The sequence below is a fragment of the Hymenobacter aerophilus DSM 13606 genome (assembly GCF_000382225.1).
In the GTDB taxonomy this organism is placed as follows: Bacteria; Bacteroidota; Bacteroidia; order Cytophagales; family Hymenobacteraceae; genus Hymenobacter; species Hymenobacter aerophilus.
In genome coordinates this window covers 42,184-69,171 of the sequence record NZ_KB907804.1, presented here as the reverse complement: position 1 = coordinate 69,171, position 26,988 = coordinate 42,184, and the positions used below count along the sequence as shown (strand labels likewise).

21 protein-coding genes are annotated in these 26,988 nt (G+C 62.3%); 7 read left to right on the top strand and 14 right to left on the bottom strand.

What is annotated here, in order from left to right; genetic code table 11:
- Nucleotides 1-45: 45 nt before the first annotated feature.
- Nucleotides 46-783, bottom strand: coding sequence for an RDD family protein (locus H145_RS0105120; RefSeq protein WP_019947064.1), 738 nt, complete (start codon nucleotides 781-783; stop codon nucleotides 46-48).
- Nucleotides 784-878: 95 nt separating this feature from the next.
- On the opposite strand from H145_RS0105120, the gene H145_RS0105115 reads away from it, so the two are divergent.
- From H145_RS0105115 to H145_RS20055, 7 genes are all read left to right on the top strand, one after another.
- Nucleotides 879-1,829: a stage II sporulation protein M gene (locus H145_RS0105115; protein ID WP_019947063.1), complete on the top strand. Its 951-nt coding sequence runs from the start codon at nucleotides 879-881 to the stop codon at nucleotides 1,827-1,829.
- 102 nt (nucleotides 1,830-1,931) lie between these two features.
- Nucleotides 1,932-2,963 (top strand): hypothetical protein, encoded by a 1,032-nt coding sequence (locus H145_RS0105110; protein ID WP_019947062.1) that lies wholly within the window; start codon nucleotides 1,932-1,934, stop codon nucleotides 2,961-2,963.
- 89 nt (nucleotides 2,964-3,052) lie between these two features.
- Nucleotides 3,053-3,904, top strand: coding sequence for a DUF4129 domain-containing protein (locus H145_RS20060; RefSeq protein ID WP_083937686.1), 852 nt, complete (start codon nucleotides 3,053-3,055; stop codon nucleotides 3,902-3,904).
- Between the two features lie 159 nt (nucleotides 3,905-4,063).
- A complete protein-coding gene (locus H145_RS0105100; RefSeq protein WP_157541216.1) occupies nucleotides 4,064-5,362 on the top strand; it encodes a DUF4350 domain-containing protein in 1,299 nt (432 codons plus the stop codon).
- Nucleotides 5,363-5,507: 145 nt separating this feature from the next.
- The gene (locus tag H145_RS0105095; RefSeq protein WP_240471663.1) at nucleotides 5,508-6,620 is read left to right on the top strand and encodes an AAA family ATPase; all 1,113 of its coding nucleotides are present in this window, start codon (nucleotides 5,508-5,510) and stop codon (nucleotides 6,618-6,620) included.
- 190 nt (nucleotides 6,621-6,810) lie between these two features.
- Nucleotides 6,811-8,163 carry a DUF58 domain-containing protein gene (locus H145_RS0105090; protein WP_019947058.1) on the top strand — a complete coding sequence of 451 codons (1,353 nt, stop codon included), beginning with the start codon at nucleotides 6,811-6,813 and terminating at the stop codon, nucleotides 8,161-8,163.
- A 233-nt stretch (nucleotides 8,164-8,396) separates the two neighbouring features.
- Entirely contained in the window at nucleotides 8,397-10,454 is a 2,058-nt protein-coding gene (locus H145_RS20055) for a beta-N-acetylhexosaminidase (protein ID WP_019947057.1), read from the top strand.
- A gap of 51 nt (nucleotides 10,455-10,505) precedes the next feature.
- Here H145_RS20055 and H145_RS23970 read toward each other — a convergent pair whose 3' ends face one another.
- The 13 genes from H145_RS23970 to H145_RS0105025 all read right to left on the bottom strand — a co-directional run bounded on the left by H145_RS23970 (nucleotide 10,506) and on the right by H145_RS0105025 (nucleotide 26,950).
- Nucleotides 10,506-10,913 carry a hypothetical protein gene (locus H145_RS23970; RefSeq protein WP_157541213.1) on the bottom strand — a complete coding sequence of 136 codons (408 nt, stop codon included), beginning with the start codon at nucleotides 10,911-10,913 and terminating at the stop codon, nucleotides 10,506-10,508.
- Between the two features lie 18 nt (nucleotides 10,914-10,931).
- The gene (locus H145_RS0105080; RefSeq protein WP_019947056.1) at nucleotides 10,932-14,789 is read right to left on the bottom strand and encodes a hypothetical protein; all 3,858 of its coding nucleotides are present in this window, start codon (nucleotides 14,787-14,789) and stop codon (nucleotides 10,932-10,934) included.
- Nucleotides 14,790-15,052: 263 nt separating this feature from the next.
- Nucleotides 15,053-18,802 carry a sensor histidine kinase gene (locus tag H145_RS0105075; RefSeq protein WP_157541210.1) on the bottom strand — a complete coding sequence of 1,250 codons (3,750 nt, stop codon included), beginning with the start codon at nucleotides 18,800-18,802 and terminating at the stop codon, nucleotides 15,053-15,055.
- A gap of 206 nt (nucleotides 18,803-19,008) precedes the next feature.
- On the bottom strand, nucleotides 19,009-19,422 hold the full coding sequence (locus H145_RS0105070; protein ID WP_019947054.1) for a DUF983 domain-containing protein: 414 nt from the start codon (nucleotides 19,420-19,422) through the stop codon (nucleotides 19,009-19,011).
- Complete coding sequence (locus tag H145_RS0105065) at nucleotides 19,409-19,687, bottom strand: hypothetical protein (RefSeq protein WP_019947053.1); 279 nt, start codon at nucleotides 19,685-19,687, stop codon at nucleotides 19,409-19,411. The genes H145_RS0105070 and H145_RS0105065 overlap by 14 nt, the downstream gene beginning before the upstream one ends.
- A 71-nt stretch (nucleotides 19,688-19,758) precedes the next feature.
- A complete protein-coding gene (locus tag H145_RS0105060; protein ID WP_019947052.1) occupies nucleotides 19,759-20,319 on the bottom strand; it encodes a DUF420 domain-containing protein in 561 nt (186 codons plus the stop codon).
- Nucleotides 20,306-20,971: a hypothetical protein gene (locus H145_RS0105055; RefSeq protein WP_019947051.1), complete on the bottom strand. Its 666-nt coding sequence runs from the start codon at nucleotides 20,969-20,971 to the stop codon at nucleotides 20,306-20,308. Before H145_RS0105055 ends, H145_RS0105060 begins: the two co-directional genes overlap by 14 nt.
- Nucleotides 20,972-20,974: 3 nt before the next feature.
- Nucleotides 20,975-21,304: a cytochrome C oxidase subunit IV family protein gene (locus H145_RS0105050; RefSeq protein WP_019947050.1), complete on the bottom strand. Its 330-nt coding sequence runs from the start codon at nucleotides 21,302-21,304 to the stop codon at nucleotides 20,975-20,977.
- Nucleotides 21,305-21,376: 72 nt separating this feature from the next.
- Nucleotides 21,377-22,150, bottom strand: a complete 774-nt coding sequence (locus tag H145_RS0105045; RefSeq protein WP_019947049.1) for a cytochrome c oxidase subunit 3 — start codon at nucleotides 22,148-22,150, stop codon at nucleotides 21,377-21,379.
- 25 nt (nucleotides 22,151-22,175) lie between these two features.
- Entirely contained in the window at nucleotides 22,176-22,763 is a 588-nt protein-coding gene (locus H145_RS0105040; protein WP_019947048.1) for a cytochrome c oxidase subunit 3, read from the bottom strand.
- A gap of 144 nt (nucleotides 22,764-22,907) precedes the next feature.
- Nucleotides 22,908-23,759, bottom strand: a complete 852-nt coding sequence (cyoE, locus tag H145_RS0105035; protein WP_019947047.1) for a heme o synthase — start codon at nucleotides 23,757-23,759, stop codon at nucleotides 22,908-22,910.
- Between the two features lie 57 nt (nucleotides 23,760-23,816).
- Complete coding sequence (locus H145_RS0105030) at nucleotides 23,817-24,899, bottom strand: COX15/CtaA family protein (protein ID WP_019947046.1); 1,083 nt, start codon at nucleotides 24,897-24,899, stop codon at nucleotides 23,817-23,819.
- Between the two features lie 218 nt (nucleotides 24,900-25,117).
- Nucleotides 25,118-26,950: a cytochrome c oxidase subunit I gene (locus H145_RS0105025; protein WP_019947045.1), complete on the bottom strand. Its 1,833-nt coding sequence runs from the start codon at nucleotides 26,948-26,950 to the stop codon at nucleotides 25,118-25,120.
- Nucleotides 26,951-26,988 lie beyond the last annotated feature (38 nt).

The window sequence follows — 26,988 nt, the reverse complement described above, 5'->3', positions numbered from 1 at the left end:
TCAGGATGACAGAACGGTTCACCCAATCACCCAATCACCGCGCCGCTACCCGTGCGGGCTTCCCTGGGCGGCGAAGTAGGCGTGGTCGCGCAGCACGGTGCGGATGAAGGACTCGTCGGGCAGGTCGGTGGTGATGGTGGTGACGGACTTGACTTTACCGGCCAGCACACTGAGCAGCGCGTAGTCGGCCTGGGTGCCGGCCTGGCGGAACAGCTGGCGGATGAGGGCGGCATCGTGGTCGGATAAGTCGCGGGCCTGTGGGAAAACGGGCTGGTAGCCGGCCGGCACCTGCGTTTCGGCCGTGAGGGCCTGCACGCCGGGCGCGCGCGGGCGCAGGCTAACGACGGTGGTGCCGGCGGCCATGTCGCCGAGGCGCTGGCCGCGGCCGTTGAAGAGCGTGGCCACCAGCGCTACCGAGCCCATGGTCATCCCGATTTCAAACAGGCCAATCAGCCAGCGCAATGCGTAGTCGCCGAGGCCGGGACGGGTTCCATCGAGGCGGGTGACCTTGATTTTGCGGGCCTGTTTGCCCAGGCTCTGGCCGTTGAAAAAGATTTCGCACAGCGGATGGTAAATCAGCAGCGGAATGCCAATAAGCACGTAGGCCGCAATCTGCCGGTCGTCGGCCGACTCGGTGGCCTGCCGGATGAGGAAGCTGAGCACCACCGCCCACAGAATCATCACCAGCCCATCGAGCACCTGGGCCAGCACCCGGTCGCCCACGCTGGCGGCTTCGTATTCGAGCACCACGTTCTGGGTGGTCTGGATGCGAATCGTACTCATAAAAAAGCGCAAAAAAAGAGCCGTAGCGGCCCACAGGAATCGTGTATATTTAGCCCGGCGGATCGGGTCTGCCTTTTATTCAGGCGGAAAAAGTAATGCGCGAAACGGTCTTTCTGCGGCTCAACGAAGCCCGCTGGCAACGCTACGAAGCCAGCGCACCGGCCGGCCCCGACGAGCTGGCCCGGCGCTACGTGGAGCTGACCGACGATTTGGCCTACGCCCGGACCTTTTACCCCGAGTCGGCCACCACGGCCTACCTGAACGGGCTGACGGGCAAGCTACACCAGTCGCTGTATAAAAACAAAAAGCAGGAGCACGGCCGCTTTGCCGATTTCTGGCTGCGCGAGCTGCCGTTTATTATCATCCGCCACCACCGGGTGCTGCTGGCTACGCTGGTTTTTTTCCTGATTACCTGCTTTATCGGGGCCCTGTCGGCCGCCTACGACGACACGTTTGTGCGCGTGGTGCTCGGCGACGACTACGTGAACCGGACGCTGGCCAACATCGAGAAGGGCGACCCGATGGCTATTTATAAGGGCACCGATGAGAGCCTGATGTTTTTGCAAATCACGCTCAACAACGTGCGCGTGGCGCTGTATGCCTTTGCCGGGGGCATTACGGCGGGCCTGTTCACATTTTTCATGCTGTTTCGCAACGGCGTGATGCTGGGGGCCTTTCAGTTTTTCTTCCACCAGAAAGGCCTGCTGCTGCCCTCGGTGCTCACCATCTGGATTCACGGCACGCTCGAAATTTCGGCCATCGTGCTGGCCGGCGGGGCCGGGGCCATCATGGCCCAAAGCCTGCTGTTTCCGGGCACCTACTCGCGCCGCGACTCGCTGCGCCGCGGCGCCCGCGACGGCATGAAGCTGGTGCTGGCGCTGGTGCCGGTGTTCATCGTGGCCGGCTTCCTCGAAGGCTTCGTAACGCGCCACACCGAAATGCCCCTCTACGCCAGCCTGAGCATCATCGGCCTCTCAGCTACCTTCATTCTGGGCTACTTCGTGGCCTATCCGTGGTGGCTTTCCCGACGAGCTGTTAGCTGTTAGCTGTTAGCTGTTAGCTGAAAACGAAATTTACTCCATTATATCCATCACCAAACGAAAAAAGCTAACAGCCAGCAGCTACTAGCTATCAGCTCAAAGAAACCTATGCGCAGCCACCTTGCCTTCAACCGGCCCACCGATTTTCTGCGCCGCCGCGACTTCAGCCAGAAAATGGAAGCCACCTTCGATTTCATCCGGGCGCACGCCACACCGCTGGTACGGGTGCTGGTAGTGCTGGTGCTGCCGCTGGCGCTACTCACGGGCATCGGCACCAGCCTGCTGCAGGGCCAGATGCTGAGCAGTTTAAGCGTGCTTAAGCAAAGTTCCAGCCCTGGCAGCACGTTCAGCAGCAGCCTGGTTCCAAATGTATTCCTCACGCCCACTTTCTGGCTGACGATGCTTTCGGGCATTCTGCTGTTTGCGGTGCTGCACCTGGTGATACTGGGCTACGTGGTGCTCCAGGCCGAGCGCACGACGGATGAGCCGGTAACGGCGGGCGAGGTGTGGCAGCTGGTGAAGGCCCGGTTTCTGGGCATGGTGGGCTCTTTTATCGGGCTGGGCCTGCTGTTTACGGTGGGTATGATGGTTATCGGGGGTGTATTGTTTGGGATTGGGGGCCTGCTGGCTTCGGCCTCCACACCTTGGGTGATCTTCCCGTTTGTGCTGTTGCTCTACGTGGCCATGTTCTACGCCATTGTGCCGCTGAGCCTGTATTTTATTGTGTGGCTGCGCGAGCGGCGCGGGTTTTTCGGCAGCCTCACGCGCAGCTTCCGCCTGACGTGGGGCAAGTGGTGGTCGACGTTCGGGCTGCTGGTGGTCATTACGCTGATTATGTACCTGATTCTCATGCTTTCTATTGCGGTGCTGTCGGTGGTGGGCCTGCCTTTCGGGGCGCTGATGAGCGGCCAGGCGGACACGGGCTCCGTGCGGCTATTGGTGATTGTGTATTCGGCCCTGCAGAGCCTGATTACGCTGGTCTACTACCCGTTCATTCTCGTGGCCATCAGCTTTCAGTACTTCAACCTCGTCGAGCGCCGCGACGGTACCGGCACCCGCCTGATGGTCGATGCCATCGGCGCTCCGGCCCCCGTGGTGGCCCCGCAGGCCCTGCGCCCCGATGATGAGGGCGAATACTAGCCGCCCCGGCCACTCCTTGCTTTAGCGCCCCGGGCCGCAAACTGCCCACCGTCCCGACCCACCCGCACCAATCTGCCTGTTCCACCCCCATGCCGCTACTCCTCTGCCCGCGTTGCTGTCGCCCCGCTCTGCTGCTGCCCGGGCTGCTGGGCTTGGCGCTGCTGCTGGGGCCGGCCAGCGGCTACGCTCAGAATCCGCTGCCGCCCCGCCCGCCAATGCTGCCGCCTGCTCCCGACTCGCTGGCCACCGCCGCGGCGCCGCGCTACGTGCGCCTGCGGCCCGATATGGCCCCGGTCGGCAAGCTGCGGCGCCCGGCCGCCGGCCGACTGGCGGAGCTGCGCCAGCAGGCCGAGTTTCAGTACGCCGAACCCGAGCCCGACAGGAGCTCCGACACGGTATGGTCGCGGTTCTGGCGGGCCTTCGGGCGCTGGCTGGCCGGGCTGTTTTCGGGCAAAACCTACGAAACGCGGGGCCGCTACGTGGTGTATGCCCTGTTTGCAGCGGCATTCGGCTACGTGCTGCTGCGGCTGCTGCGCCTTGACCTGACGGGGCTGCTGGGCCGCCGCGGTCGGGCCCTGCCCCTGCCCTACGAGGCCCTGACCGAGGACATCCACGGCATCGACTTCGCCACCGAGCTGGACCGGGCCGAGCAGGCCGGCAACTACCGCCTGGCCCTGCGCCTGGGCTATCTGCAGACGCTACGCCAACTCACCGAGCGCAACCTCATTCAGTGGCAACCCGACAAAACCAACCACGACTACCTGCGCGAGCTGGCCGGTACGCGGCTGGCCGCCGGTTTCCGCGCCCTCACCCGGCAGTTCGAGTACGTCTGGTACGGCGAACTGCCACTGGCCGCCAGCCAATACCCCGAGCTGCGCGAGCAGCAGCTAAGCTTTATCGGCCAGATTTCGGGCGTAAAAAAGCTCTTAGCTACTAGCTGACAGCTGTTAGCTTGTCTGTCCTCTTAAAGCTGACGAACCATTATCCTTTATACACAGAATAGATTTTTCACCTTATCCCTGACTTCTCAGTCGGCCACCAGAACGAAAGCTAACAGCTAACAGCTGTCAGCTAATAGCTCAAAAAAGCAGCTCAAAAAAATGACTCGTTTTCGTGCTTTGCTGCTGGGGTTGGTGGGGCTGTTTGTGGCCTTTGTGGCGGTGGAGTATTTCCGGCCCCAGCCCACCGACTGGACGCCCACGTTCATCAACCGCGACAAAATCCCCTACGGCACCTACGTGCTCTACGACCAGCTGCCGGGCCTGTTTCCGGGCCAGCCCGTGCGCACCGTGCGCCAGCCCATTGCCAACGAGCTGCTGCCCGGTTTGGGGGCCGATGTGAATCGAGACACCACCATCAGCGGCAACACGGCGCCCGCCCTGCGCCCCGACCGGGCCAGTTACCTGTTCATCAACGACGGCTTTTTCTGCTCGCCCCTCGACCAGGACGCGCTGCTGCGCTACGCGGCCCAGGGCAGCCACGTGCTCATAACGGGCGAAAACATCAGTGGCAATCTGCTCGACTCGCTGCATCTGGAGCTGCGGCCGGCGCTGGAGCTGGACAGCCTGCTGCTATTGCGGCGGCTGCGGCGCGGCGGCTTGCCGGCCGGCAGCGGCGCCCGGGCCCGCAACACCACCCTTACACTGGTGAACCCGCCGATCGGCGCCGCCAAAAGCTACCCATTCCCGGCCGCCGAAGTAGCGTACTTTTTTAGGGCCACTGCCGGCAGCCGGGCCACGGTGCTGGCCCACGATGCCCGACGCCGGCCGGTGCTGGTGCGCGTGCCCGTGGGCCGGGGCGAAATTCTGCTGAGCTCCACACCGGCCGCCTTCAGCAACCTGCGCCTGCTGCGGCCGGCCACGGCGGGTTTTGCCTTCGCGGCGCTATCGGCTTTGCCGGCGGGGCAGCCGGTTTTCTGGGATGAGTACCAGAAGCAGGGGCCCCTGGGCGAGCAGTCGTTGCTGCGGGTGCTGGCGGCGCACGAGCCGTTGCGCTGGGCCTTGTGGGTGGGGCTGGCGGGCATGGCGCTGTTCGTACTGTTCGAGGCCCGGCGGCGGCAGCGCATCATCCCCATCATCCGGCCGCTGCCCAACACTACGCTCCTGTTTACGAGCACCGTGGCCAGCCTCTACCGGCAGGGCCGCAACCACGCGCTTATTGCCGAGAAGAAAATCGGGCTGTTCCAGGATTTTCTGCGCACCCGCTACCATGAGCCCGGCCTCGACCTGAGCGACGAGCCGACCCGCGAGCGGCTGGCCCAAAAGGCCGGTGTGCCGCGCCCCGAGCTGGACGAGCTGGTGCGTCGCATCAATCGCACCCGCACCGCCCCTCAGGTTTCGGATGAAGAACTGCTAGCGCTAAACCAAGCCATTAACCGGTTCCGCCAGCGGGCCGCCTAAATTGCACTATCGTATCAAATTGACTTTTTCTTCTTTATGATTATTCCAATACATCAGCTCAAAGCCTCAAACAAGCCATTTCAGGCAATATCTGGAAGCATACGCTAGCATTATATCAACCCTGCTTTGCAAACCCCGCCTCAATATGGAGAATAACCTGCACATGGATTCCGCTGACCAGACACCAACCTCCCAGCCCAACGCCGGCCCCGCTGCTCCGACTACCACGGACTCTGCAGACACCGGCACGGCAGCGGATCCAACTGCTCCGGCTACATCAACCCCTCCGGCCGACTTCGCCCCGCGCACCGACCTGAGTCCTCTCAGCCGCCACGCCGACGCTATTCGGGGCGAGCTGAGCAAGGTGATTGTGGGGCAGCGCGACCTGGCGGAGCTACTGCTTACGGCCTTGCTCGCCGACGGCCACGTGCTGCTCGAAGGCGTGCCGGGCGTGGCCAAAACGCTCACGGCCAAACTGCTGGCTCGCACCCTCAGCGTGCCCTTCAGCCGCCTGCAGTTCACGCCCGACCTGATGCCCTCCGACGTGCTGGGCACCTCCGTGTTCCGGCCCCAGAAGGGCGAGTTTGAATTCCGGCCCGGCCCCATCTTCGCCAGCGTGGTGCTGATTGACGAAATCAACCGCGCCCCGGCCAAAACGCAGTCGGCGCTGTTTGAAGTGATGGAGGAGCGGCAGATAACGCAGGACGGCACCCGCTACCCGCTGCCCGCGCCGTTTATCGTGCTGGCCACCCAGAACCCCATCGAGCAGGAAGGCACCTACCGCCTGCCCGAAGCCCAGCTCGACCGTTTCCTGTTCAAGCTGAATGTGGGCTACCCCACCGTGGAGGAGGAAATTGCCATTCTGCAGGGCCACCACGCCGGTTTTGGCGGCACGCCGCTGGAGGCAGTGCAGGCCGTAGTATCGGCCGACGACTTGCGGCAGTTGCGCGAGCAGGTGCGCCGCCAGCACGTCGAGCCCAAGCTACTGGAGTACATTGCCCGCCTCGTGGGCCAGACCCGCGCCCACAAGGGCCTGTACCTGGGCGCCTCGCCCCGGGCCTCGCTGGCGCTGCTCAACGGCGCCAAAGCCCTGGCCGCCCTGCGGGGCCGCGACTTCATCACGCCCGAAGACATCCAGTACCTGGCTCCGGTAGTGATGCGCCACCGCATCCAGCTCACGCCCGAGCGCGAGATGGAAGGCGGCACCCCGGATGATGTAGTGAAGCAGATTCTGCAGCAGATTGAAGTTCCGCGGTAAGCACAAAGCGCGAAGAACGACACTCCCCTCCTTAGCTAAGGAGGAGACGCGGCGGCTCGGCCGCCGCTGGGGCGGTTGGCTCGTTGAACAGCGCGCCTGAACGACTTACAGTTGCACCGTTCAACGAGGTCAACCACCCCTGGCCCCTACCTTCCAAGGAGGGGAACTAACTTTTAGCCCTGGTTTAGTTATGCCCTTTCTGCGCAGCTTTCTTCTCACCTCTCGCTTTTTCCTGGCTCTCGCAGCGTTGGTTATCGGCCTGACCGTGGCCTTTTTCCTGCCGGGCTGGCTGGTGCCGCTGCAGCTGGCGCTGGGTTTGCTGGCGCTGCTTACGCTGCTGGATGCGGTGCTGCTGTATGGCACCGGCGGGGGCGTGTTCGGGCGGCGCATGCTGGGCGACAAGCTGGCCAACGGCTCCGACAACGACGTGGCCCTGTACCTCGAAAACCGCTACCGCTTCCCGCTCCAGACGCAAACCATCGACGAGGTGCCGCACCAGTTTCAGCGGCGCGACGTGCTGTTTCGGGCCGCCGTGCAGCCGGGCGAGACGAGCGTGATTCGTTACCAGCTGCGACCCACCAAGCGGGGCGAGTACGAGTTTGGGGCCCTGAACGTGTACGCCGCCTCACCGCTGGGGCTGGTGCGGCGGCGGTTCCGGTTCGATGAAAACCGCGTGGTGCCGGTGTACCCGTCGTTTTTGCAGATGCAGCAGTACGAGCTGCTGGCCGCCAGCAACCGCCTCACGGAAGTGGGCGTGAAGCGCATCCGGCGGGTGGGCCAGAGTCTGGAGTTCGACCAGATCCGGCCCTACGTGCCCGGCGACGACCCGCGCCGCATCAACTGGAAGGCCACCGCCCGCCGCGCCACCACGCCCGAAGCCGCCGACGCGCTGGCCGTAAACCACTACCAGGACGAGCGCGCCCAGCAGGTGTACTGCCTCATTGATAAGGGCCGGGTGATGCGCATGCCCTTCGAGGGCCTGAGTTTGCTCGATTACGCCATCAACGCCACGCTGGTCGTCAGCAACATTGCCCTGCGCAAGCACGACAAGGCCGGCCTCATCACCTTCTCGCATCAGCCCGGCGCCATGGTGCCCGCCGACCGCCGCAGCGGCCAGCTGCGCCAGCTGCTGGAGGTGCTCTACCGCCAAAAAACCAAGTACCTCGAAACCGATTACGAGCGCCTTTACCTCACGGTGCGCCACCACATCCGCCAGCGCAGCCTGCTGATTCTGTTCACCAATTTCGAGACGCTCTACGGCATGCAGCGCCAGTTGCCCTACCTGCGCCGGCTGGCCAAAAGCCACCTGCTGCTGGTCGTGTTCTTCGAAAACACCGAGCTGAGCGCCTACCTGAACGCCCCCGCTACCACCACCCAGGAGGTGTACAACCAAACCGTCGCCGAGAAATTCGCCCAGGAGAAGCGCCAGATTGTGCGCGAGCTGAACCAGTACGGCATCCACGCCCTGCTCACCGCCCCCCAGAACCTGACGGCCAACACCATCAACAAGTATCTGGAGTTCAAGGCCCGGGGGCTGATTTGAGGGGATTAGGGATTAGGGATTAGGGATTAGGGATTAGGGAAAGAACGTCATTCAGAGCGAAGCGAAGAATCTCGCTTGAGTCGTTCATCGGTAATCGTTCAACGAGCCCGAGCGAGATTCTTCGCTCCGCTCTGAATGACGTTCTCCTAACTGACAACTGACAACTGACAACTGACAACTGGCAACTGGCAACTGATAGCCTAACTTCGCAGTACCACCCGCCTGCCTTGCCCATGCGTTCATTTCTGCTGCTGCTTGTCATTCTGCTGGCCCGCCCGGGGTTCAGCCAGCCCACTGCCGACACCCGCAACCTGCTGCCGGTGCCCACCACCGTGCGTTGGGGTACGGCCACGCTGAAGCCCAAAACTGCGCTGCGGCCGCTGTTTCAGGGCCCGCCCGACTCGCTTACTGCCGCCGCCGTAACCCGCACCCTGGCGCGGCTGGGGCTGAACGTGCCGGCCAGAAATCAATCAGCGGCTTCGCTGCCGCTGCAAATCAACTACGGCAAGGTGGGCCGGGCCGAGCTGTTCGACGAGGAGCGCTACAGCCTGCGCGTAACGCCCAGCGGCATCACGATTGACGCGCCCACCAGCCTGGGCGTGCTGCGGGCCTTGGCCACGCTGGAGCAGCTGCCCCAGGCCGCCGGCCGCAACGTATTGCTGCCCGAAGTTGATATTCAGGACCAGCCGCGCTTTGCCTGGCGGGGGCTGCTGATGGACGCGGCCCGGCACTTTATGCCCGTCAGCGTCATCAAGCGCAACCTCGATGCCATGGCGGCCGTCAAGCTCAACGTGCTGCACTGGCACCTTTCTGATGACCAGGGGTTTCGGGTGGAAAGCAAAACGCTGCCCCGCCTGCACGAAGTGAGCGGGCAGTACTACACCCAGGATGAGGTGCGCGAGGTGCTGCGCTACGCCGCTGCCCGCGGCATCCGGGTGCTGCCCGAGTTCGACGTGCCCGGCCACACCATCGCCTGGCAGGCGGCCTACCCCATTCTGGCCTCCGGCGACACGCTCTACAAAACCGTGTACCAGAGCTGGCGCCTGGCCAACGTGGCCTTCGACCCGACCAAAGAAACCACTTACCAACTGCTCGACACCCTGTTTGGGGAGATGACGGCCCTGTTTCCCGACCCCTACTTCCACATCGGAGGCGACGAAAACGACGGGCGACAGTGGCGGGGCAACCCGCGCATCATGGCGTTTGCCAAGGCGAAGAAGATGTTGAAATCGGATGGCAGAACCCTCGACAAGCACGCGCTGCAAACCTATTTCAACCGCCGGGTGCTCACCATCCTCACCAAGTACCACAAGCAGATGGTGGGCTGGGACGAAATCCTGGGCCCCGGCCTGCCCAAGAGTGCCGCCATCCAGAGCTGGCGGGGCAAAAAGGGCCTCTACGATGCCGCCAAAGCCGGCAACCCAACCATTCTTTCCAACGGCTACTACCTCGACCTTAACCTGTCGGCCGCCAACGCCTACGGCACCGACCCGCTGCCGGCCGACAACCCGCTGACCCCGGCGCAGCAGAAGCTGATTCTGGGTGGCGAAGCCGCCATGTGGAGCGAGTTTGCCGACAGCGTGATTGTCGATTCGCGCATCTGGCCCCGCGCCGCCGCCGTGGCCGAGCGGCTGTGGTCGGCCCGCGACGTGAACAATACCGCCGATATGTACCGCCGCCTGGCCGCCGTGTCGCGGCAGCTGGAGGGCCTGGGGCTGCAGCACCGCAACGCCCCCGAGCAGCTGCTGCGGCAGCTGGCCGGCCCCACCGACGTGGGCACGTTGCGCACGCTGGCTCAGGTGCTGGAGCCCGTCAAGGAGTACAAGCGCCACTTCCAGGGCTTCACCTACACGCCCAGCACGCCCCTCAACCGCCTCGTCGATGCCGCCCCGGCCGAATCGGACGTGGCCCGCGACTTCAACTGTATGGTTGACAGCTTAAGGATTTATACGAATTCGGATTCCTACGGACCTATATTTCTAGTTGCCGACAGCCGCCGAACTGCTCTAGCCATGCGCCAGCAGCTACAAACCTGGCAGGCCAACCACTCTAAACTGATTCCGCGGCTGGGCTCCTCTCCCACCCTCACCGAGTACGCCCCGCTCTCGGCCGCCCTGAGCGCCGCCGCCGCCCTGGGCCTGGAGCGGCTGGCACTGCTGGAAAAGCAGCAACAACCCGATACCGAGTGGCAGGCCAGCGCGCTGAAACAGCTGGATGCCTTAAATAAGCCGGCCGGACAGACGGAGCTGGCGGTGCTGCCGGCTATCCGGCGGTTGGTAGAGTTGCGGTAGTATAACCACGACATTCAAATCAAAATGATTAGAATTGATAATCTTATAAATTCATTCGATGACTATTCTCCATTGCTTCTTACCTTTTAAAACACTGTAATTTATCTGCTTCCTCCTATAAATTTTGCGAATTATCAATGTATCTATAGAAGAATATTTCTCTAAAGTATCGCAGGAATACATAACCAAATTTAGTTGCTTCTGATTGGCATGCTCCACGAATTGAGGCCATCCTTCTTTAGTTGGACGAAATAACCTTGTGCTGTCATTTGGAGCTATGCACCTTTCAAGATAATATTCTTTGTTATTAGTATTAGCATAATTAGGAACCGTATCCTGGTAAGTTTCAACCACAATACTAGCATTCGTTTTATTGATTACCCTTAATCTATCATCAACTACGATACATGAAACAAAATTGCCTGTTAATAGAAAGAGGAGAAGGAAATGCTTTTTCATTTTCAGGTAGAATTTTCATTAAAACAGCACCGCCACCTGCATGCGGCCGGTGTGGATGGGGGCTAGGCCCTGGGGCTTGCGGCCGTCGTAGGCCAGCGTGATGTTGAGGCCGTTGCTCAGGCGCTGCTCCAGGTTCAGGTTCCAGGTGAAGTTGGTGCCGGGGCGCAGGGCGTTGAGGATTTCCAGGCCCACGAGGCTGCTTTGGTTGCCCGCGAAGCCCACGCCCACGTAGCGCCCGGTGGCCGAGAGCGTGCGCTTGCCCACCTGGCTGACGCGGGTTTCGAGGCCCAGTTCGTGGAAGGTGCCTTTCGTGCCCACATCGGAGCCGGCTAGGTTGCGCTTGGTGGTGAACAGGTAGGTGGTAGTAAAGCGCCAGACGGTGGACGGCTGGTAGCTTACTTCGGGCGCCAGCTCGTACTGCTCGACCCGGAAATTACGCGTTTCCAGGTAGCTGGATTGGTTTTCGCGGATGGCGCGGGTGCCGTTGAGCCGGCCCGTGAACGAGCGGGCCAGCGTGCGGCGCAGCAGCAGGTTCTGGCTGGCCAGGTTGCGGGTGTCGAAGCCCTGCGTCAGCAGCACTTTCTGCTGGGTTTGCTGCACTGTGAATTCGGCCCCGAAAATAGGGTTGGAGCGGTTGAAGTAGAGCGTATTGCGCAACAGTTTGTTCAAACTCAACAGCAGCGCGTCATCGGTCTGAAAGGCGAAGGGGTTGAGGCGGGCGTTGAGCGTATTTTCGGTGCTTTTGCGGTCGAGCGTGACGGTGGTGAGCGTGCTAAAGCGGCCCAGCAGCTCGCGCCAGCCGGTGGCCTCGCGCCATTCGCGCGGGGCCGAGAGCGTGAGGCGGTAGCTGAAGCGGTTGGTGAAGGCGGGCAGGTAGTCGTCGGTGGGCAGAAACACCTTGATGTAGGTGCGGAACTGCGCGTCGGGCGTCTGGGCCTCGAAAAACTCGTTTTTCTGCTGCAGGCCGTCGCCGTCCAAATCGTTCCAGTAGTGGGTGCCCTGGCCGTTGGGCACGGCCAGGTAGGCGAAGTCGCGGCGCAGCTCGCGGCCGGTGCCCACGGCGTAGCTCAGCTCCGAGCGCACGGTGTTCTGCCAGAAAGAGGCGTTCCAATCGAGCTTGCCCAGCACGGTCCGGTCGCGCACGAAACCGGGCGCGGGGGCACCGGGGCGCGACTGGCCCACGGTGTCGCGGGCCAGCAGGTCGCGGTAGGTGGCCAGGATGTTGAGGTCCTGGGTGGCGCTCAGGTGCGAGCTGAGCGTAGCCTGCCAGGTGTGGGCGCGGCCCCGCTCGCGCAACTCCGTGCGTTCGGCGTTAGGCGTCTGGTCGCGGCGAAAGCTGTAATCAGCCCGGAACTTGATGCGGGCCGTGTCGCGGCTCTGCACGAACAGGGCGTGCTCGTCGTAGTAGTTGGCTGACGTGAGCGAGTCGCCAGCGGGGCGGGCCACGCGGTTTTTGTCGAAGCGGTAGGCGTAGCCGGGCTCCAGGGCGCCGCCCACGTAGCGGGCCGCCGCCTCGCCCCGCGCCCAGCGCGACTCGCGCCGGCCGGCCTCGGAGTTCAGCAGAAACAGGTTGCCCCGCACCTGCAGGCGGCCAAACTGGTGAGCCGCATCGAGCCAGTGCTGCACGCCGCTCACCTCGCCGGCCCGGTAGCGGCGGCTCAGGCGGTAGCCCAGGGCATTATTGGCATCCTTTATCAGCCCCACGCCGGCATTGAAAATATTCTCCTCGCGGGGCGTGAAGTTGTTGCTGATGAGCGTGTTGCTGGTGCTCCAGTTGCGGTCGAACTCAATGTCGCGGTACCGGTCGATGGGCGTGAAGCGGCGGCTGGTGTACTCGTAATCCATGTTGCTGCGCAGCCGGTAGCCCGTGAGGCCCGGCAGGTTCACGGGCCGGTCCTGCACCACGTAGCCGACGCGCATGGCCTGCCCCTTCTCGCCCTCGTTGGCGAAGCGGTTCAGCTCCAGCTCCGAGGAAGCCAGATCGACGAACACGGTGGCCGTTGAGTCGAGGGCGTAGCTGGTGCCCACCGTCAGGAGCTGCTTTTTGAGCGGCGTGGGCAGCACCCGCACCGGCGCGTAGGCCCCGCGGCCCGCGCCCACAAACGTGTACACGCGGCCGTTGGCATTGGCCTCGCCGGGCGTGGTGCCCAGGTTGTAGGCACCCTGGCCCGGCCCCAGGTTGGTAAACTGCACGTTGTACACCAGGCCCAGCGTGTCCAAAGGCGGATACACGAACGCGCTGACGGGCTGGCCGGTGGCAGGGTCGGGCTGGGTTTCGCGGCGGTACTGAATCTGGCGCCGGTCGTAGGGTACGAGCGTATCGCCGGGGGCCGTTACGCGGCTCACGTTGCCGCTGCGGCGCAGCAGGGCCTTCTGGCCGTCGTTGAGCGTGAGGTTGGGCGAGTTGTCGGGGTTGTCGGCTTCGCGGTAGAAATTGGCGTGCACCTGCAGGCGGCCCAGCTGCTGGTAGTGGCTGGCCGTGAGCAGCGAGCGGGCGTAGTTGAAGTCGGAATACTCGTAATCGACCTTAATGCGGGTGTTGCTGGTGATGAGGTGGCGGGGCGAAAACGTCAGCTCGGCCTGGTTGTAATCGATGATGTAGTCGGCGTCGAAGCCGCGGGCCAGCAGCCGGCCATCGAGGTACACGCGCTCGGAGTTAGCCAGCACGATGATGAACTGCTCGCCGTTGGGCCCGCGCAGCCGGTACGGGCCCTGCACGTTCTCCAGGGGCGCAATATCGATGCTGGCAAACTTGCCCTTGGCCCCGCCCGCCGCCACCGACGTGGTGGCAAACGCCTCCCCTTTCGCCACCGACAGCAGCGGCTGGCGCGCCCCGGACGCCCGGCGGGTAGTTACGCTCTGGCTGGCGTTGGGCCCGGTACCGTTGGGCGTCAGCGCCCCGCCCCGCGGCGCGTAGGGGTCGGTAGGCAGGCTGGGACTGATGCCGGGCTGCTGCTGGCCCGAGCCGGCCGCCGGGGCCACGGTGGGCGGGCTGGTGATGAACGTGCCGGTGCTGCCGCCCGCCGCGTTGGGGTACTGAAACAGCTGCTGGTTGCTGACGCCCGCCCCTACCCCACCGCCAAAACCGCCGGCCGGCAGCTGCCCGAAATTCACCTCGCCGGCCCCGCCCTGGATGTTTTTGTAGTAGCGCAGGAAGTAGTCGGGCTTGTTGCGCAGCACCACGTCGCCGGCCGTCAGGCTCCAGCGCGGGTTGGTGAGGGTGATGTAGATGCGGTCGAACTCCTGCAGCTGCTGGGTGTTGCCCTCGGGCTGGAAGGGCACATTCTGGTCGGATATAGCCGCCGTCAGGTCGATGTTGTCGGTGAGCTTGCCTTCGAGCTGCAAGTTGAGCGAGGAGTTGACGAACACGTTCTGGGCGTTGCCGAACGAGATGCCCCGCGACAGGTTGCCGGTTTTGTTGATGCCCGGCGTGCTCAGAATCTGCTCCTTCACCGAAAAATCCTGCTCCCCGAACGCCGGCCGCCGCCACAGCTCCAGCGTGTCGAGCAGGCTGCGGGGGCGCCGGTAGCGGGGCGCGGCCAGCCGCAGCGGCAGCACCCGGTAGCACACGAGCACCGAGTCGGGCCCGGCGGGCGGCAGCACAATATCGGGACGGCCGGGCTCGGGGCTGGGAAAGCGCGAACTGGGCCGCACGTAACGGTACTGGTCGGTGGCCGGGTCGTAGCTTACCGAGCGGCCGTTGAGGCTCACCGAGGCCGGCACCACCGTCAGCGTATCGGGCAGGCTGAACAGGGTGGTATCCTGCCCCGCTGCCAGCCGTACCCACACGCAGCGCCGGGTGCTGGGCGGCGCATCGGCAGCGGCGGGCGCGGGTCGTTGCTGGGCCTGGGCCGCGGCGGACAACAGCAGTAGCAATAGCCACAGCAGCCCTAGCGGCCGCCTCCACAGGCGCCGCAAGTCAACAAGCAGCAAGGACAGATTAAAGATCATCCATTCCAGAGCGGTTTCCCGTGGGGCTTCTACCTAACGCCGGGCCAGGCGGCAACGTCTGCCGGCCCGGATAAAATCCGGCATCGCACCGGATGGCTGTTTTCGCCAATAAAGGCCCGTCGCCGGCGTCAACATTCCTGCGCGTCAGGCCACTTATACAGTTTCACTTTTCTCTTTTACTTCCCATATCACCCCGCCAGCGGCAGCTCAATATAGAACCGGGTGCCCACGCCGTCTTCGGTTTCAAACCAGATGTGGCCGCCGGCGCTTTCGATGCCGCGCCGGGCCACGGCCAGCCCGATGCCCGAGCCGGTTTCCTTGGTGGTGAAGTTGGGCACGAATATCTGGGGCTGCACCTCGGCCGGGATGCCGGTGCCATTGTCGGCAATGCAGATGCGCACGCGGCCCTGGCCGGGCTCGTCGCTCAGGGGCTCCAGAATGGCCACCACTTCGGGCGCGCGGTCGTCGGGCACGGCCTGCAGGGCGTTGATAAGCAGGTTGTTGAAGGTGCGCACCAGCAGGCTTTCGTCGGCAAACACCACGTACTGGCCGGCTTCGGTGCCTGGGGGCAGCGTCAGGCGGATGCCGCCGCCGCCGGGCCGGCTCTGGTGCAGGTTCACGCAGCGGCGCAGAATGGGCACCACATCGAGCCGCTCGGGCCGCATGGCGGGCAGGTTGGTGAAGTTGCTGAAGGAGGTGGCAATGTCGGTCAGCACGTCAATCTGCGTAATCAGCGTCTGCGACACCTTGGTTAGCAGCCCCTCCAGGTTGGGGCGCTTGTCCTGGATGGCGCGCTGCAGAAACTGCAGGCTCAGCTTCATGGGCGTGAGCGGGTTCTTGATTTCGTGGGCTACCTGCCGGGCCATTTCGCGCCAGGCAGCTTCCTTTTCCTGCACGGCCAGCTCCTGCTTGCTTTCCTCCAGCTTGAGCAGCATCTGGTTGTACTCGCGCACCAGCAGCCCAATCTCGTCGTCCGACTCGTAGGCCAGCATCTCGTTCTGGCCCGTTAGCGTAGTCTGGCGCAGCTTTTCGGTCAGCAGCTTCAGCGGCTCGGTCAGCAGGCGCGAGGCCAGGAAGGCCAGCCCCAGGAACAGAATGAACATCAGCGTGAAGATGTTCAGAATGGTGCTCACCAGCTCGGTAAGCTTGTTGTCGAGGTCTTTTTCGGAGTCGAAAAACGGGATGCCCACGTAGCCCAGTACCGGCCCCGGCCGCCCGCCCTGCACGACGCTGGCGCGCAGCGGCAGGTACAGCGCGTTGAACGAAAGCGTGCCGGCCCGCTCCGTGAGCAGGGCGCGGGGCTGCTCGTCTTCGCTGAGCTCGGTGATGGCCCGCGGGTTCATCAGCGTACTCAGCAGGCTGGCCTCAAAAATGAGCGGCTGGCTGCTGACGAGCAGTTCGCCGTGGGCGTCGTAGAGGTTGAGGTCGGTTTCGGTGAGGGCCGATACGTTTTCGGCCAGCTCCACCAGGTCGGCGCGGTTGGCATCTTCGGCCAGCAGCGCCCGGTTCTTGAGCAGGTTTTCCTGCACGGCCTGGCCCCGCCGCAGGTAGGAGCGCAGCAAATCGCGCTTGTAGGAGTTGGTTACCTGCCCGGCAATTACGCCGCTCACCACCACTAGCGGCACCAGCACGCCCAGGTTCAGAAACACCTGAATTTTGGTACTGAAATTGGTGCGCAGCAGCGAGCGGTAGCGCCCGCGGGCCAGCAGGATAACGCCCATCAGCAGCAGCCAGCAGAAGCTGTAGAGCAGAAATAGGAATGAGAAATTGGCCAGCCAGTCGACAAACGAGTACGTGGCCGTGGATACCACTACCAGCCGGCCCGACTTGCCCGTACTGCGCACGGCCAGGTGGTGGTAGCCGTTGAGCGCGAGGCCCGTGGAAAACAGGCGTGGGTCGTCGAAGAGCCGGGCGGGCAGCTCGTTGATGTAGTCGAAATCGCCCTCGCTGTACACCAGCTGGCCTTTGTCGTAGCCGGCGTAGCTCAGGTCGGTGCCCAGGCGGGGCTGAAAGAACTTCTGGTCGACCAGCAGCTCGGGCACCACGCTGTTGGCGGTCAGCTTTTTCAGTGTCAGCTCCAGGGCAATGGTGCTGCTGCCCTGCGCGGCCTCGGGGGCGGGCACGGCAATAAAGGCCACGTAGCGCCGCGAGTTGAAGGCCCGGCTGCCGTCGCGCACCAGGTAGATGTTGGGGTGGTCGGTGGGACTGGCGTTGCGCAGCAGGTAGTCGCGGGTGGTTTGCAGGTTGCCGCCGATGGCCACGCCCCGCCCCTCGGGCCGAAACAGCAGCACCCGCACCTCGTACTTGTCGAAATAATCGCGCAGGTAGTATTTCACCACCTTCTGCTTGATGAGGTCGAGGTTGACGAAGGGACTGGCCAGCATGGTGCGCAGCACCGGGTCGCGGGCCATTTCGCGGCCGCGCTCCACCAGCAGGTATTCACCCTGCAGGTCGTTGTCGGTGAGTAGGTTGCCGGCCAGGCTTTGCTTGTTGAGGGTGAGCTGGCGGTTGAAGTGCTCGTAGAGGGCCAGCGCCCCCACCGCCGAGCTAAGGGCCAGCAGCACGAACACGAACAGGTAGAGCTGGTAGGGCATTACCGCCGCTACTCCCGATTTCAGACCCGTAAACCGCAGCCCCAGAAAAAAGACCAGCGTAAGGCCCAGCAGCGTGCAATGCACCAGCTGCCAGCCCAGCCCGACCGTCAGGAACAGCACCGCCGACAGCAGCAGCGCCACCACGCCCACGTAGCGCGTAGAGGGCCGCACCACCCGCACAAACAGCTGGGCCAGCATGTAAAACCCCACCACGTAGCTGGCGGTGTGCAGCACAATAGCCAAGCCCAGCAGCGCCTTAAACGGGCTTACCTGAATGTCCTGGGTGATGTCGAGCAGCAGCTGCGAGTTGCTGAAGCTGCTGGTGTAGAAATCGTAGAGCAGCTCCAGCAGCCCCCAGAAACCAAGCACGACCACGGCGCCCAGCGCCATGCGCAGCTGCCAGCGGCGCAACTGCTGCACCTGCCGCGGCAAACCGTAGCGCCGGAACAGCCGCAGCGCGTACCAGGCCGCCAGGCCCAGCAGCAGCGCGTTCAGCAGCAGGTCGCCGAGCGAAGGCGAGAGCCAGGAGGCGGCGTACACCCGCGGGTCGAAGAGGCGGATTTCGAGCAGCGAAAACGGCAGGCCCAGCTGCAGCATGGCCGCGCGCAGGGCCAGCAGCGGCAGCACCACCAGCAGTACGCCCTGCAGGGCTTGGCCGTGGGCAAACCGGCGGCGGGCCCACAGCAGCCAAGCCGCCACGTAGCTGCCCACGCCCAGCAGCAGCAGCCCCAGGGGCAGGTATTTGCCCGTAATGGCATCGGCCTGCAGGCTTTCGACCGAAAACAGGTAGTTGCCCTCGTTCGACATGAGCCGGGGCCGGCCGGAGTCAGTGCGTTCCACCACCAGCCGCACATTCTGGCCCTGGAAAATGCCCTGGCCGTTGCCGTCGCGCAGGTAGCGGTTGCTGATGCCGTAGCTGATTTCGAGCGGAATGTAGGTTAGCAGCACATAGGCGCCCTCGGCGTGGCGCAGCACCAGAAACTTGCCGTAGCGGGTTTCTACCAGCCGCTCGTGGTAGCGCTGGGTGGCCTGCTCCACATCGGGCCGCACGGCGTGGTCGGACCAGTAAAGCAACTGCTCACCCCGGAACACGAAGGTGGGGTACGTGGTGTGGCTGGTGAGGCTGCGAAAATCCACGCGGCCCGTGGCCAGCCGCTGCAGCACATCGGTCGATTCCCGCTCGCCCGTAAACTCGGCCTCCATCAGCACGTCCTGCAACCGCGCGGCCGACGACCGCAGCAGCACCTGCGGATCCTGGCCGAAGCGGTTGCTCACGTAAGCCGCCACAAAGCACTGCAAACCCAGCAGCAACAGCAGTAGCGGAAGATAGCGACGAAATTTCATGTAGAGCTGTTCGCCTTTAGCTGCCAGCTATCCGCTTGCAATCTGATGGATAAATGGGCACTAGCCAAGCCACGGTCGGTGCTTTGCGGCCAATGCCTGCAGGGCAGCCCCGTAAACCTACAACCTTGGGGCCAAAAAAAAACGCCACCCGAAGGTGGCGCAGATTTCAACTGATTTATTGCAGCATCCGGCTTGCCTGATTGGAGTCAGGAGCCGGCCGCATAGCGCGGGTTGTAGTCGACGCCGCCGAACAGGTACAGCATCAGAGTACGGGAGTAGCGCAAACTGAACGGCGTCATCAGCACGGCCATTACCGCCACCGCCGTGATGTACACCCACGTATCGGGGTCACCGAGCAGGTGGTATACCAGAAAGCCAATCACCAGCATCATGCCCGTCGAGAAGCCGAAGCTGATGTACATGGCGCCCCAGTAAAAGCCCGGCTCAGGCTCGTAGGCCAGGTTGCAGACGGGGCAGTGGGCCGGCATTTCGGTGAAGTGGGCCAGGTTGAGGGCCGAATGCGTGAACAGTGGCCCCCGGCGGCAGCGCGGGCAGCGCTGTTGCACAATGCCCGCCAGTGCCGAGCCGGCCGCCGCGGGGTAAGCGCTAGATTCCGTCATGAGCCGCCGCCTTTTTCTTTTTCTGCTGATGCGTGTGACGGTACCAGAAAAAGCCCACGCTGCCAATCAGAATGTACGGAATGGTCATTAGGTACACGATGCCCTTGTTGAGGCCGGTTGTGTCGTAGCTGTCCTTGTCTTTGCCGCCCGCAACCAACTGGGTTTTGCACAGCGTGCACTGGGCCTGCGCCGGGGCTGGTACCAGCACGCTCAGCAGCAGGGTAACGACGAGGGCCAGGAGGCCCGTGATGGCAAGTTTTTTCATGGCAAAGAAAGGTTAAGCGTGATACTATACTAACCGCAAAGCCGGCCCCGAAGGTTCGGCCGCGGCAACTTCTAGGAGGTGTAATACGGCGCAATCATGAAATACACGATAACGCCCGTTACCGATACGTACAGCCACACCGGATAGGTCCAGCGGGCAATGCGGCGGTGCTTCTGAAACTGCTCGGTAAGGGCAAAATACAGCGTGAACAGCACCAGCCCGACCGTAATGGCAGCCAGCAGAATGTGCGTGAGCAGGATGAAGTAGTACACGTAGCGAATCAGCCCCTCGCCCCCGAACTTCACACTGGTTACCTGCGAGTGGTAGGCCACGTAGGAAACCAGAAACAACGAGCCCAGCAGAAACGCCAGGCCCATCATGGCCCGGTGACGGGCCACCTGCTGGCGCCGGATGAAGTAGTAGCCCAGCATCAGGCACACGGCCGTGAGCGAGTTGAGCCCGGCATTGACGGCCGGCAGCGACTTCACATTGAGCCCGGGAATGACGAACACGCCGGGAAAATAGTAGAGCACGGCCACTGCCACGGGCACCACTACCCCGAGCACGGCCGCCAGCACTTTGTACTTGGTGGCACCAACGGCGGGGTTAACAAGCGGGTCAGGGGTGTTCATAGATGTAAAGCAGTACGGTAATCTCGGTGATGAGCCGGTTCATATCCCGCTCGCTGGTGCCGTCGTAGCGGCCACGCACGTAGCCGTCGCGGTCGATGAGCTGCACGACGAGCGCCGGGGTGCCTGCGGGGGGCGGCGTAGCGCTGGCGGCGGGCAGCCGGAACTCCTGCTGTAACAACCGCGCCACGGTGCTTTCGTTTCCGGTCAGGAAAAACCATTTACCGGCAATGGCCCCGGCCTGCTCGGCATAGCGGGCAGCCGCGGCTACCGAGTCGGAGCCGGTGAGCACCGAGGCCAGCCGCACGCGCGGGTCCTGCCGGAACTTCTCCTGCACCCGCACCAGCTGGGCCGTCTGGCGCTGGCAATCGGGCGGGCAGCCGGGCGGCAGGGTGCTGAGCACGTATAGGCCCGCAGCCCGCAGTTCGGCGCCCGACACCTCGCGCCCACCCGCGCCCTCGCGCAGCCGGAAGGGACCCAGTTGGTGGAAAACAGTATCGCGCTGCCATTTTCCGGCCACAAGCGTCGAATCGACACGCTCGGGCAGGTAAAAAGGCAGCGCGTAACGGTTGGTGCCAAAGCTTTTCAGAAACAGAAAAGCCAGTACCGGAACCAGCAACATCAGGCCCAACAGCAGAACTTGTTGGGGCCGCATGGGCTAGAAAATAGCTTTATGGATGGCGTTGCCTTCAGTAATGAGGGCCACCAGCAGCCAGATCAGCAAACCCATCGGAATCATAATCGTCCAGATCAGTCCCTTGGTTTCATGCTTAAGGTGCATGAACTCGGCCACGATAAAGAAGGCCTTGAAGATGGTGAGGATGATGAAGATGGAATTGCGCAGCGTGCTCGAAGGCATCGTAAAGGCAATCAGGAATTCCAGCGCCGTAATAGCCGTGATAACCCAGAAGGTTTTCCAGATCCAGGCCGTGTTGGGCTTGGGAATCTCGCCGGGATGGGCCGGTAGTTGGGTGGTGTGGTTAGCCATGAGTAGAGAGGATAAACGCGGCAGCCGACTGGCGGCCCCTTGGGGTGCCAGCCGGCTACGGAGCCAGGAAAATTAAACCAGGTAGAAGAAGGTGAAAACGAACACCCACACCAGGTCCACAAAGTGCCAGTAGAGGCCGATTTTCTCCACCATCTCGTAGTGGCCGCGCTTCTCGAACGTGCCGTTGGTGGTGGCGATGAAGCAGTAAATCAGCAGGCAGATGCCCGAGAATACGTGCGTGCCGTGGAAACCGGTGATGAAGAAGAACAGGTCGGCAAACAGTACGGGGCCGTACTCGTTCACGGCCAGGTTGGCGCCATGAATCACCGTGCCATCGTTCATCAGCATGCCCTTATCGGTGCCGGCGATGAAGTGGCTCCACTCCCAGGCTTGGCAGCTGAGGAAGGTGGCGCCGAACAGAATCGTCCACAACAGCCACTTCTGCACGTCCTGTCGGTCGAAACGCTGCCCGGCTTCCACGGCCAGTACCATCGTTACCGACGAGAAGATGAGAATCATCGTCATCAGGGCCACGAAAGCTAGTGGCAGGTCGAGGCCGTGCAGGCCGGGGAAGGCGTTGAAGATTTTCTCCGGAATGGGCCAGTAGGCCGTGGAGGTGACGAAGTTCTCCGCCGCACCCTCGTACACTAGGTACTTGTGGCGGATGAGGCCGTAGGTGGTCAGGAAGGCAGCGAACGTGAAGGCGTCCGACAGCAGGAAGAACCACATCATCAGCTTGCCATAGCTGGCATTGAGGGGCTCATTGCCGCCGTCCCAGGTGCCGGTGCGCGGCTTGTCCAGGGCGGAATCGGGAATTGCCTGCGTCGTCGGGGAAATGGTGGACATAGCGTGCGGGGGAGTTTACAACAATCTAGTGGTTCAAAAGTAAGAACAAATACAGGTACAACCAAAGTACGCCCAGGAAGTGCCAGTAGATGGTAACGTTGCCAATGGAGAGCATTTCGCGGGAATGCACCTGATACTTAAAGCTTTTCCGCACCACAATCAGCAGAAAGATAAGCCCGGTAATCAGGTGAAAACCGTGCACCCCGGTTAATACATACAGAAATGAGCCGGAAGGGTTGGAATCGGTGCCCGCAAAAAACACCCGCTGGTCGATAAGCTGGCCCCAGAGCAGCCACTGGCCCACTAAAAATGCCAGGCCCAGCCCGAAGGTGAGCACCAGCGCCAGGCGCACCTGCTTGAGGTCGTTGCGGCGCGCGGCCAGCCAGGCCCACTGCACCGTAGCCGAGCTCAGCACCAGCAGAATGGTGGTGTAGAGGAAGCCGGCCGGCAAATCGAATTCGAGCCAGTTGCCCTCGTTGCGCCGCACAATGTAGGCACTGGTGTAGGCGGCAAAAATCATGAAAATGCTGACCATCATCAGCATGAGCAGAAACCGGGTCGGATGTATTCCGGTGGCCGGCTCCTTGGTGTTCAGGGCTTCGTTAGCAAGCATATTTCTAGAAGTGAGAGGTGAGATATGAGAAGTGAGACGGACATCCAACCCTAGGCGGGAACAGATAAGTCCGCTTGTTTTCAACATAAAAAGCGAGCCTTTTGTCTCACTTCTCAGGTTTCAAATCTCACTTCCAGGCAAAGATTACATCTTGTCCAGCACCAGCGCGATCTGCACGATGGGCAGGTACAGAAACGAGCCGAACATGATGCTCATGGCGGCTTTTTTGCTCACTGTGCGCATCAGGTAGAAGGTCTGCATCAGGAACAGTACGCCGCAGATGGCCGCTACCATCGGGTACACGGTGCCGGTCATGCCGAAGTAGAAGGGCAGCAGGCTGAGCGGAATCAGAACCAGCGTGTAGGTCATGATCTGGAAAGCGGTGCGCAGATCCTTCTTGCCGGGCGAAGGCAGCATCTTGAAGCCGGCCTTCTTGTAGTCGTCGTCGAGCACCCAGGCAATGGCCCAGAAGTGCGGAAACTGCCACATAAACTGAATACCGAACAGAATCCAGCCCTGCAGGCCCAGGAAACCGGTGGCGGCCACCCAGCCAATAAGCGGCGGCAACCCGCCCGGAATGGCGCCCACGGCCACGCAAATAGGCGAAATGGTTTTCAGCGGCGTGTACACAAACCCGTACAGAATCAGCGAGAGCAACGCCAGCGCCGCCGATAGCGGGTTGAACACCAGGGCCAGCAGCGCCAGCCCGGCCCCACCCAGCACGAACGTGAACACCCAAGCCTCCAAGGGGCTCAGAATACCCAGCGGCAGCGGGCGCTGGGCCGTGCGCTTCATCTGGCGGTCAAGGTGGATTTCAAATATCTGGTTGATGGTGTTGGCGGCTCCCGTAACGGCCAGCCCGCCCACCATCACCAGCAGCGCCCGCCCCCAGTGCAGCTCGTTGGCCCCCAGCAGGTAGCCAATGGCGCTGGAGAAAGCCACCGTGAGGGCCAGCCGAAATTTAATCAACTGGAAGTACGCCTTAGCCTTACTCATTAACGGAGGAAAAACGAAGTATGCGGCACCAAGCCGCTGCCCAACGGGGCTGCAAAGTTACGCAACAACGGCCGGAGTAGCCCCCTGCGGCTGCATCTTCGTGGCCCGGTTGTAGGCTACCAGGGCCTGAAACTGGGCTCCGAAGAGCACGGTAGCCAGCGTCAGGTGGATGGGCTGGGCGAAGGCCGGGAAGGCAAAGTAGGCCAGCGTGATGCCCGCCACGATTTCGGCGCCAATCAGCACCAGAATAGCCGTAGCCAGTCGGTGTAGCCCCCGCGAAGGCAGCGTGTAGAGGCGGTAGGCCAGATAGCCGTTCAGCAGCAGAATCAGCAGGGAAAACGAGCGGTGCACCTTGAAGTTGAGGCCCAGCTGGTCAATCCAGCCGGCTCGGCCCAGGTAGTGGCTGGCGGAGGCCAGCAGATCCACTTCCTCACGCACCTGGGTGCCCAGCACAATCTGGCCGAAGGTAAAGAGCACGGCCACCGCCAGCGCCGTTTTCAGGCCCGGCAACAGCGGCAGTTGCTCCTCGGCTATGCCCGCCGCCCGCTGCGACCGGATAACGGCGTACAGCAGCAACCCCACAATCACGAGGGCCAGGCCCATGTGCACCGTTACCATGATGGGCAGCAGGTTGGTTGACACCACCAACGAACCCAGCCAGCCCTGCACGCCCGTGAGCAGAAACGAGGCCAGCGCTAACCAAAACACTGGTCGGTCGCGCCGCCAGTACGGCAGTGCAAACAGCACGGTGGCAAACACAAACAGCCCAATCAGCACGCCCACCAGGCGGTTAACGTACTCGATCCAGGTTTTCACCGGGTTGAAATCGGTTTCGATGTACTGCGAAGGATGGGCGAAAATATCGCCCGCCACCTGGTGGAAACCCAGACCTTCGAGCCGGGCCGCCAGCTTCTTGTTCTTGGCTACCCGCTGGGCCGTGTAGATCTCCTTGTAATCGGCGGGCAGCTGGCTGACGTGGGTGGGCGGTACCCAGGTGCCAAAGCACTTGGGCCAGTCGGGGCAGCCCATGCCCGAGCCGGTGCTGCGTACAATGCCGCCTACCAGAAACAGAACGTACACGGCCGCCACCGTGAGAATGCCAACGAACCGAAAGCGGCGGACAAAAGCAGGAATTGCCATTTCTTAAGCTGTTTGCTGGCAGCCTTGGGCTGGCAGCTTCCCTATGAAAAACGCAAGGTACGGCGCCGGCAAAGCTCACCAACCTGATGCGCTTCTGCTACTTTCCATACTCCTCTATACAACCATTTCAGCAGCCGATTGCTTCCCCGACCAGCCACAAAAAAACAGGCCGCCGTTGGTACGGCGGCCTGTTTTGAAATGCTTGCGCCGGAGGGCGACTACTCCATTTCCTTCTCGTAAGGCAGGTTCGACGACTGCGTCTGCGAGAATGGTACGGTCTGCGGGATGAAGTCCTGCTCGGCACCGGGCTTGCTGTAGTCGTAGGGCCAGCGGTGTACGGCGGGAATATCGCCGGGCCAGTTGCCGTGGCCGGGAACCACGGGCGTAGTCCACTCCAGCGTGTTCGAGTTCCAAGGGTTCTCGGTAGCCCGACGGCCGCGCCAGATGCTCCAGAAGAAGTTGAAGATGAAGATGAACTGACCAAGGAAGGCCACAATGGCGGCTACCGAGATGAACTTGTTCAGGTCGGCAAACTGGCTGAAGGTGTCGAAGCCAGTCCAGGCGTAGTAACGGCGGGGGAAACCGGCAATACCTACGTAGTGCATCGGCAGGAACACGAGGTACACCCCGATGAACGTCAGCCAGAAGTGCAGGTAGCCCAGCTTTTCGTCCATCATGCGGCCGAACATCTTGGGGAACCAGTGGTAGACCCCGGCCCACAGGCCAAAGAAGGCCGACGAACCCATTACCAAGTGGAAGTGAGCTACCACGAAGTAGGTGTTGTGCAGTTGAATGTCAAGGGCCGCGTTACCGAGCACAATACCCGTCAGACCACCGGCAATGAACAGCGACACGAAGCCAATGGAGAACAACATGGCGGTGGTGAAGCGGAGGTTGCCGCGCCAGATGGTAGCCAGCCAGTTGAACACTTTTACCGCCGAAGGCACGGCGATAATCAGCGTCAGGAACATGAACACCGAACCGAGGAAGGGGTTCATGCCGGTTACGAACATGTGGTGAGCCCACACAACGAACGACAGGAGCGAAATGCCGAGCAGCGAGCCAATCATGGCGCGGTAGCCGAAGATGGGCTTACGGGAGTTGGTAGCCAGAATTTCCGACACCATACCCATAGCGGGTAGAATCACGATGTACACCTCGGGGTGACCCAGGAACCAGAACAGGTGCTGGAACAGGATGGGCGAACCACCGGTGTTAGGCAGTGCCTGACCGGCAATGTAAATATCGGACAGGAAGAACGACGTGCCGAACGAGCGGTCGAAGATCAGCAGCAAGGCAGCCGAGAACAGTACCGGGAACGAAAGCAGACCCAGCACAGCCGTTAGGAAGAAGGCCCAGATGGTGAGCGGGAGCTTGCTCATGCTCATGCCCTGGGTACGCAGGTTGATAACGGTGGTGATGTAGTTTACACCACCCAGCAGCTGCGACACGATGAACAGCGCCAGCGAAACCAGCCAGAGCGTCTGACCCGCGCCCGAGCCCGGAATGGCTTGCGGAAGGGCCGAGAGCGGCGGATAAATTGTCCAGCCGGCCGCTGCGGGTCCGGTTTCAATGAACAGCGAGGCGAACATAATCACACTGGATACAAAGAAGAACCAGTACGATAGCATGTTCATGAAGCCCGAAGCCATATCGCGGGCGCCAATCTGCAGCGGAATCAGGAAGTTGGAGAACGTACCCGACAGGCCGGCCGTCAGCACGAAGAATACCATGATGGTACCGTGCATCGTTACGAGGGCCAGATAGAACTCCGGGTTCAGTTTGCCGGCCTCAATCCATTTGCCCAGAAATGGCTTGAGCCACTCCAGGGTAGCCTCGGGCCAGCCCAACTGCAGGCGGAAGAGGCTGGAAAGCGTGCCGCCCACGATGGCCCAGAAGATACCTGTAATCAGGAACTGCTTGGCAATCATTTTATGGTCGGTGCTGAACACGTACTTCTGCAGAAAACTCTGCTCGTGGTGCTCATCGTGGTGCGCGTGGTCGTGGCCCGGTTCGGTTGCCCCGATGCCACCCTGCACCTGCTCTTGCATGGGAAAGTTAGCTGCCATAGGTAAATCGTGCAGTAAGA

What these genes read in the sequence shown, in the direction of transcription:
- H145_RS0105070 (WP_019947054.1), bottom strand. Translation starts at nt 19,422, where the DNA reads ATGACGGAATCTAGCGCTTACCCCGCGGCGGCCGGCTCGGCACTGGCG.
- H145_RS0105095 (WP_240471663.1), top strand. Translation starts at nt 5,508, where the DNA reads ATGGAGAATAACCTGCACATGGATTCCGCTGACCAGACACCAACCTCC.
- H145_RS0105030 (WP_019947046.1), bottom strand. Translation starts at nt 24,899, where the DNA reads ATGGCAATTCCTGCTTTTGTCCGCCGCTTTCGGTTCGTTGGCATTCTC.
- H145_RS0105045 (WP_019947049.1), bottom strand. Translation starts at nt 22,150, where the DNA reads ATGTCCACCATTTCCCCGACGACGCAGGCAATTCCCGATTCCGCCCTG.
- H145_RS0105090 (WP_019947058.1), top strand. Translation starts at nt 6,811, where the DNA reads ATGCCCTTTCTGCGCAGCTTTCTTCTCACCTCTCGCTTTTTCCTGGCT.
- H145_RS23970 (WP_157541213.1), bottom strand. Translation starts at nt 10,913, where the DNA reads ATGAAAAAGCATTTCCTTCTCCTCTTTCTATTAACAGGCAATTTTGTT.
- H145_RS0105120 (WP_019947064.1), bottom strand. Translation starts at nt 783, where the DNA reads ATGAGTACGATTCGCATCCAGACCACCCAGAACGTGGTGCTCGAATAC.
- H145_RS20060 (WP_083937686.1), top strand. Translation starts at nt 3,053, where the DNA reads ATGCCGCTACTCCTCTGCCCGCGTTGCTGTCGCCCCGCTCTGCTGCTG.
- H145_RS0105025 (WP_019947045.1), bottom strand. Translation starts at nt 26,950, where the DNA reads ATGCAAGAGCAGGTGCAGGGTGGCATCGGGGCAACCGAACCGGGCCAC.
- H145_RS0105040 (WP_019947048.1), bottom strand. Translation starts at nt 22,763, where the DNA reads ATGCTTGCTAACGAAGCCCTGAACACCAAGGAGCCGGCCACCGGAATA.
- H145_RS0105055 (WP_019947051.1), bottom strand. Translation starts at nt 20,971, where the DNA reads ATGCGGCCCCAACAAGTTCTGCTGTTGGGCCTGATGTTGCTGGTTCCG.
- H145_RS0105065 (WP_019947053.1), bottom strand. Translation starts at nt 19,687, where the DNA reads ATGAAAAAACTTGCCATCACGGGCCTCCTGGCCCTCGTCGTTACCCTG.
- H145_RS20055 (WP_019947057.1), top strand. Translation starts at nt 8,397, where the DNA reads ATGCGTTCATTTCTGCTGCTGCTTGTCATTCTGCTGGCCCGCCCGGGG.
- H145_RS0105075 (WP_157541210.1), bottom strand. Translation starts at nt 18,802, where the DNA reads ATGAAATTTCGTCGCTATCTTCCGCTACTGCTGTTGCTGCTGGGTTTG.
- H145_RS0105100 (WP_157541216.1), top strand. Translation starts at nt 4,064, where the DNA reads ATGACTCGTTTTCGTGCTTTGCTGCTGGGGTTGGTGGGGCTGTTTGTG.
- cyoE (WP_019947047.1), bottom strand. Translation starts at nt 23,759, where the DNA reads ATGAGTAAGGCTAAGGCGTACTTCCAGTTGATTAAATTTCGGCTGGCC.
- H145_RS0105110 (WP_019947062.1), top strand. Translation starts at nt 1,932, where the DNA reads ATGCGCAGCCACCTTGCCTTCAACCGGCCCACCGATTTTCTGCGCCGC.
- H145_RS0105115 (WP_019947063.1), top strand. Translation starts at nt 879, where the DNA reads ATGCGCGAAACGGTCTTTCTGCGGCTCAACGAAGCCCGCTGGCAACGC.
- H145_RS0105050 (WP_019947050.1), bottom strand. Translation starts at nt 21,304, where the DNA reads ATGGCTAACCACACCACCCAACTACCGGCCCATCCCGGCGAGATTCCC.
- H145_RS0105060 (WP_019947052.1), bottom strand. Translation starts at nt 20,319, where the DNA reads ATGAACACCCCTGACCCGCTTGTTAACCCCGCCGTTGGTGCCACCAAG.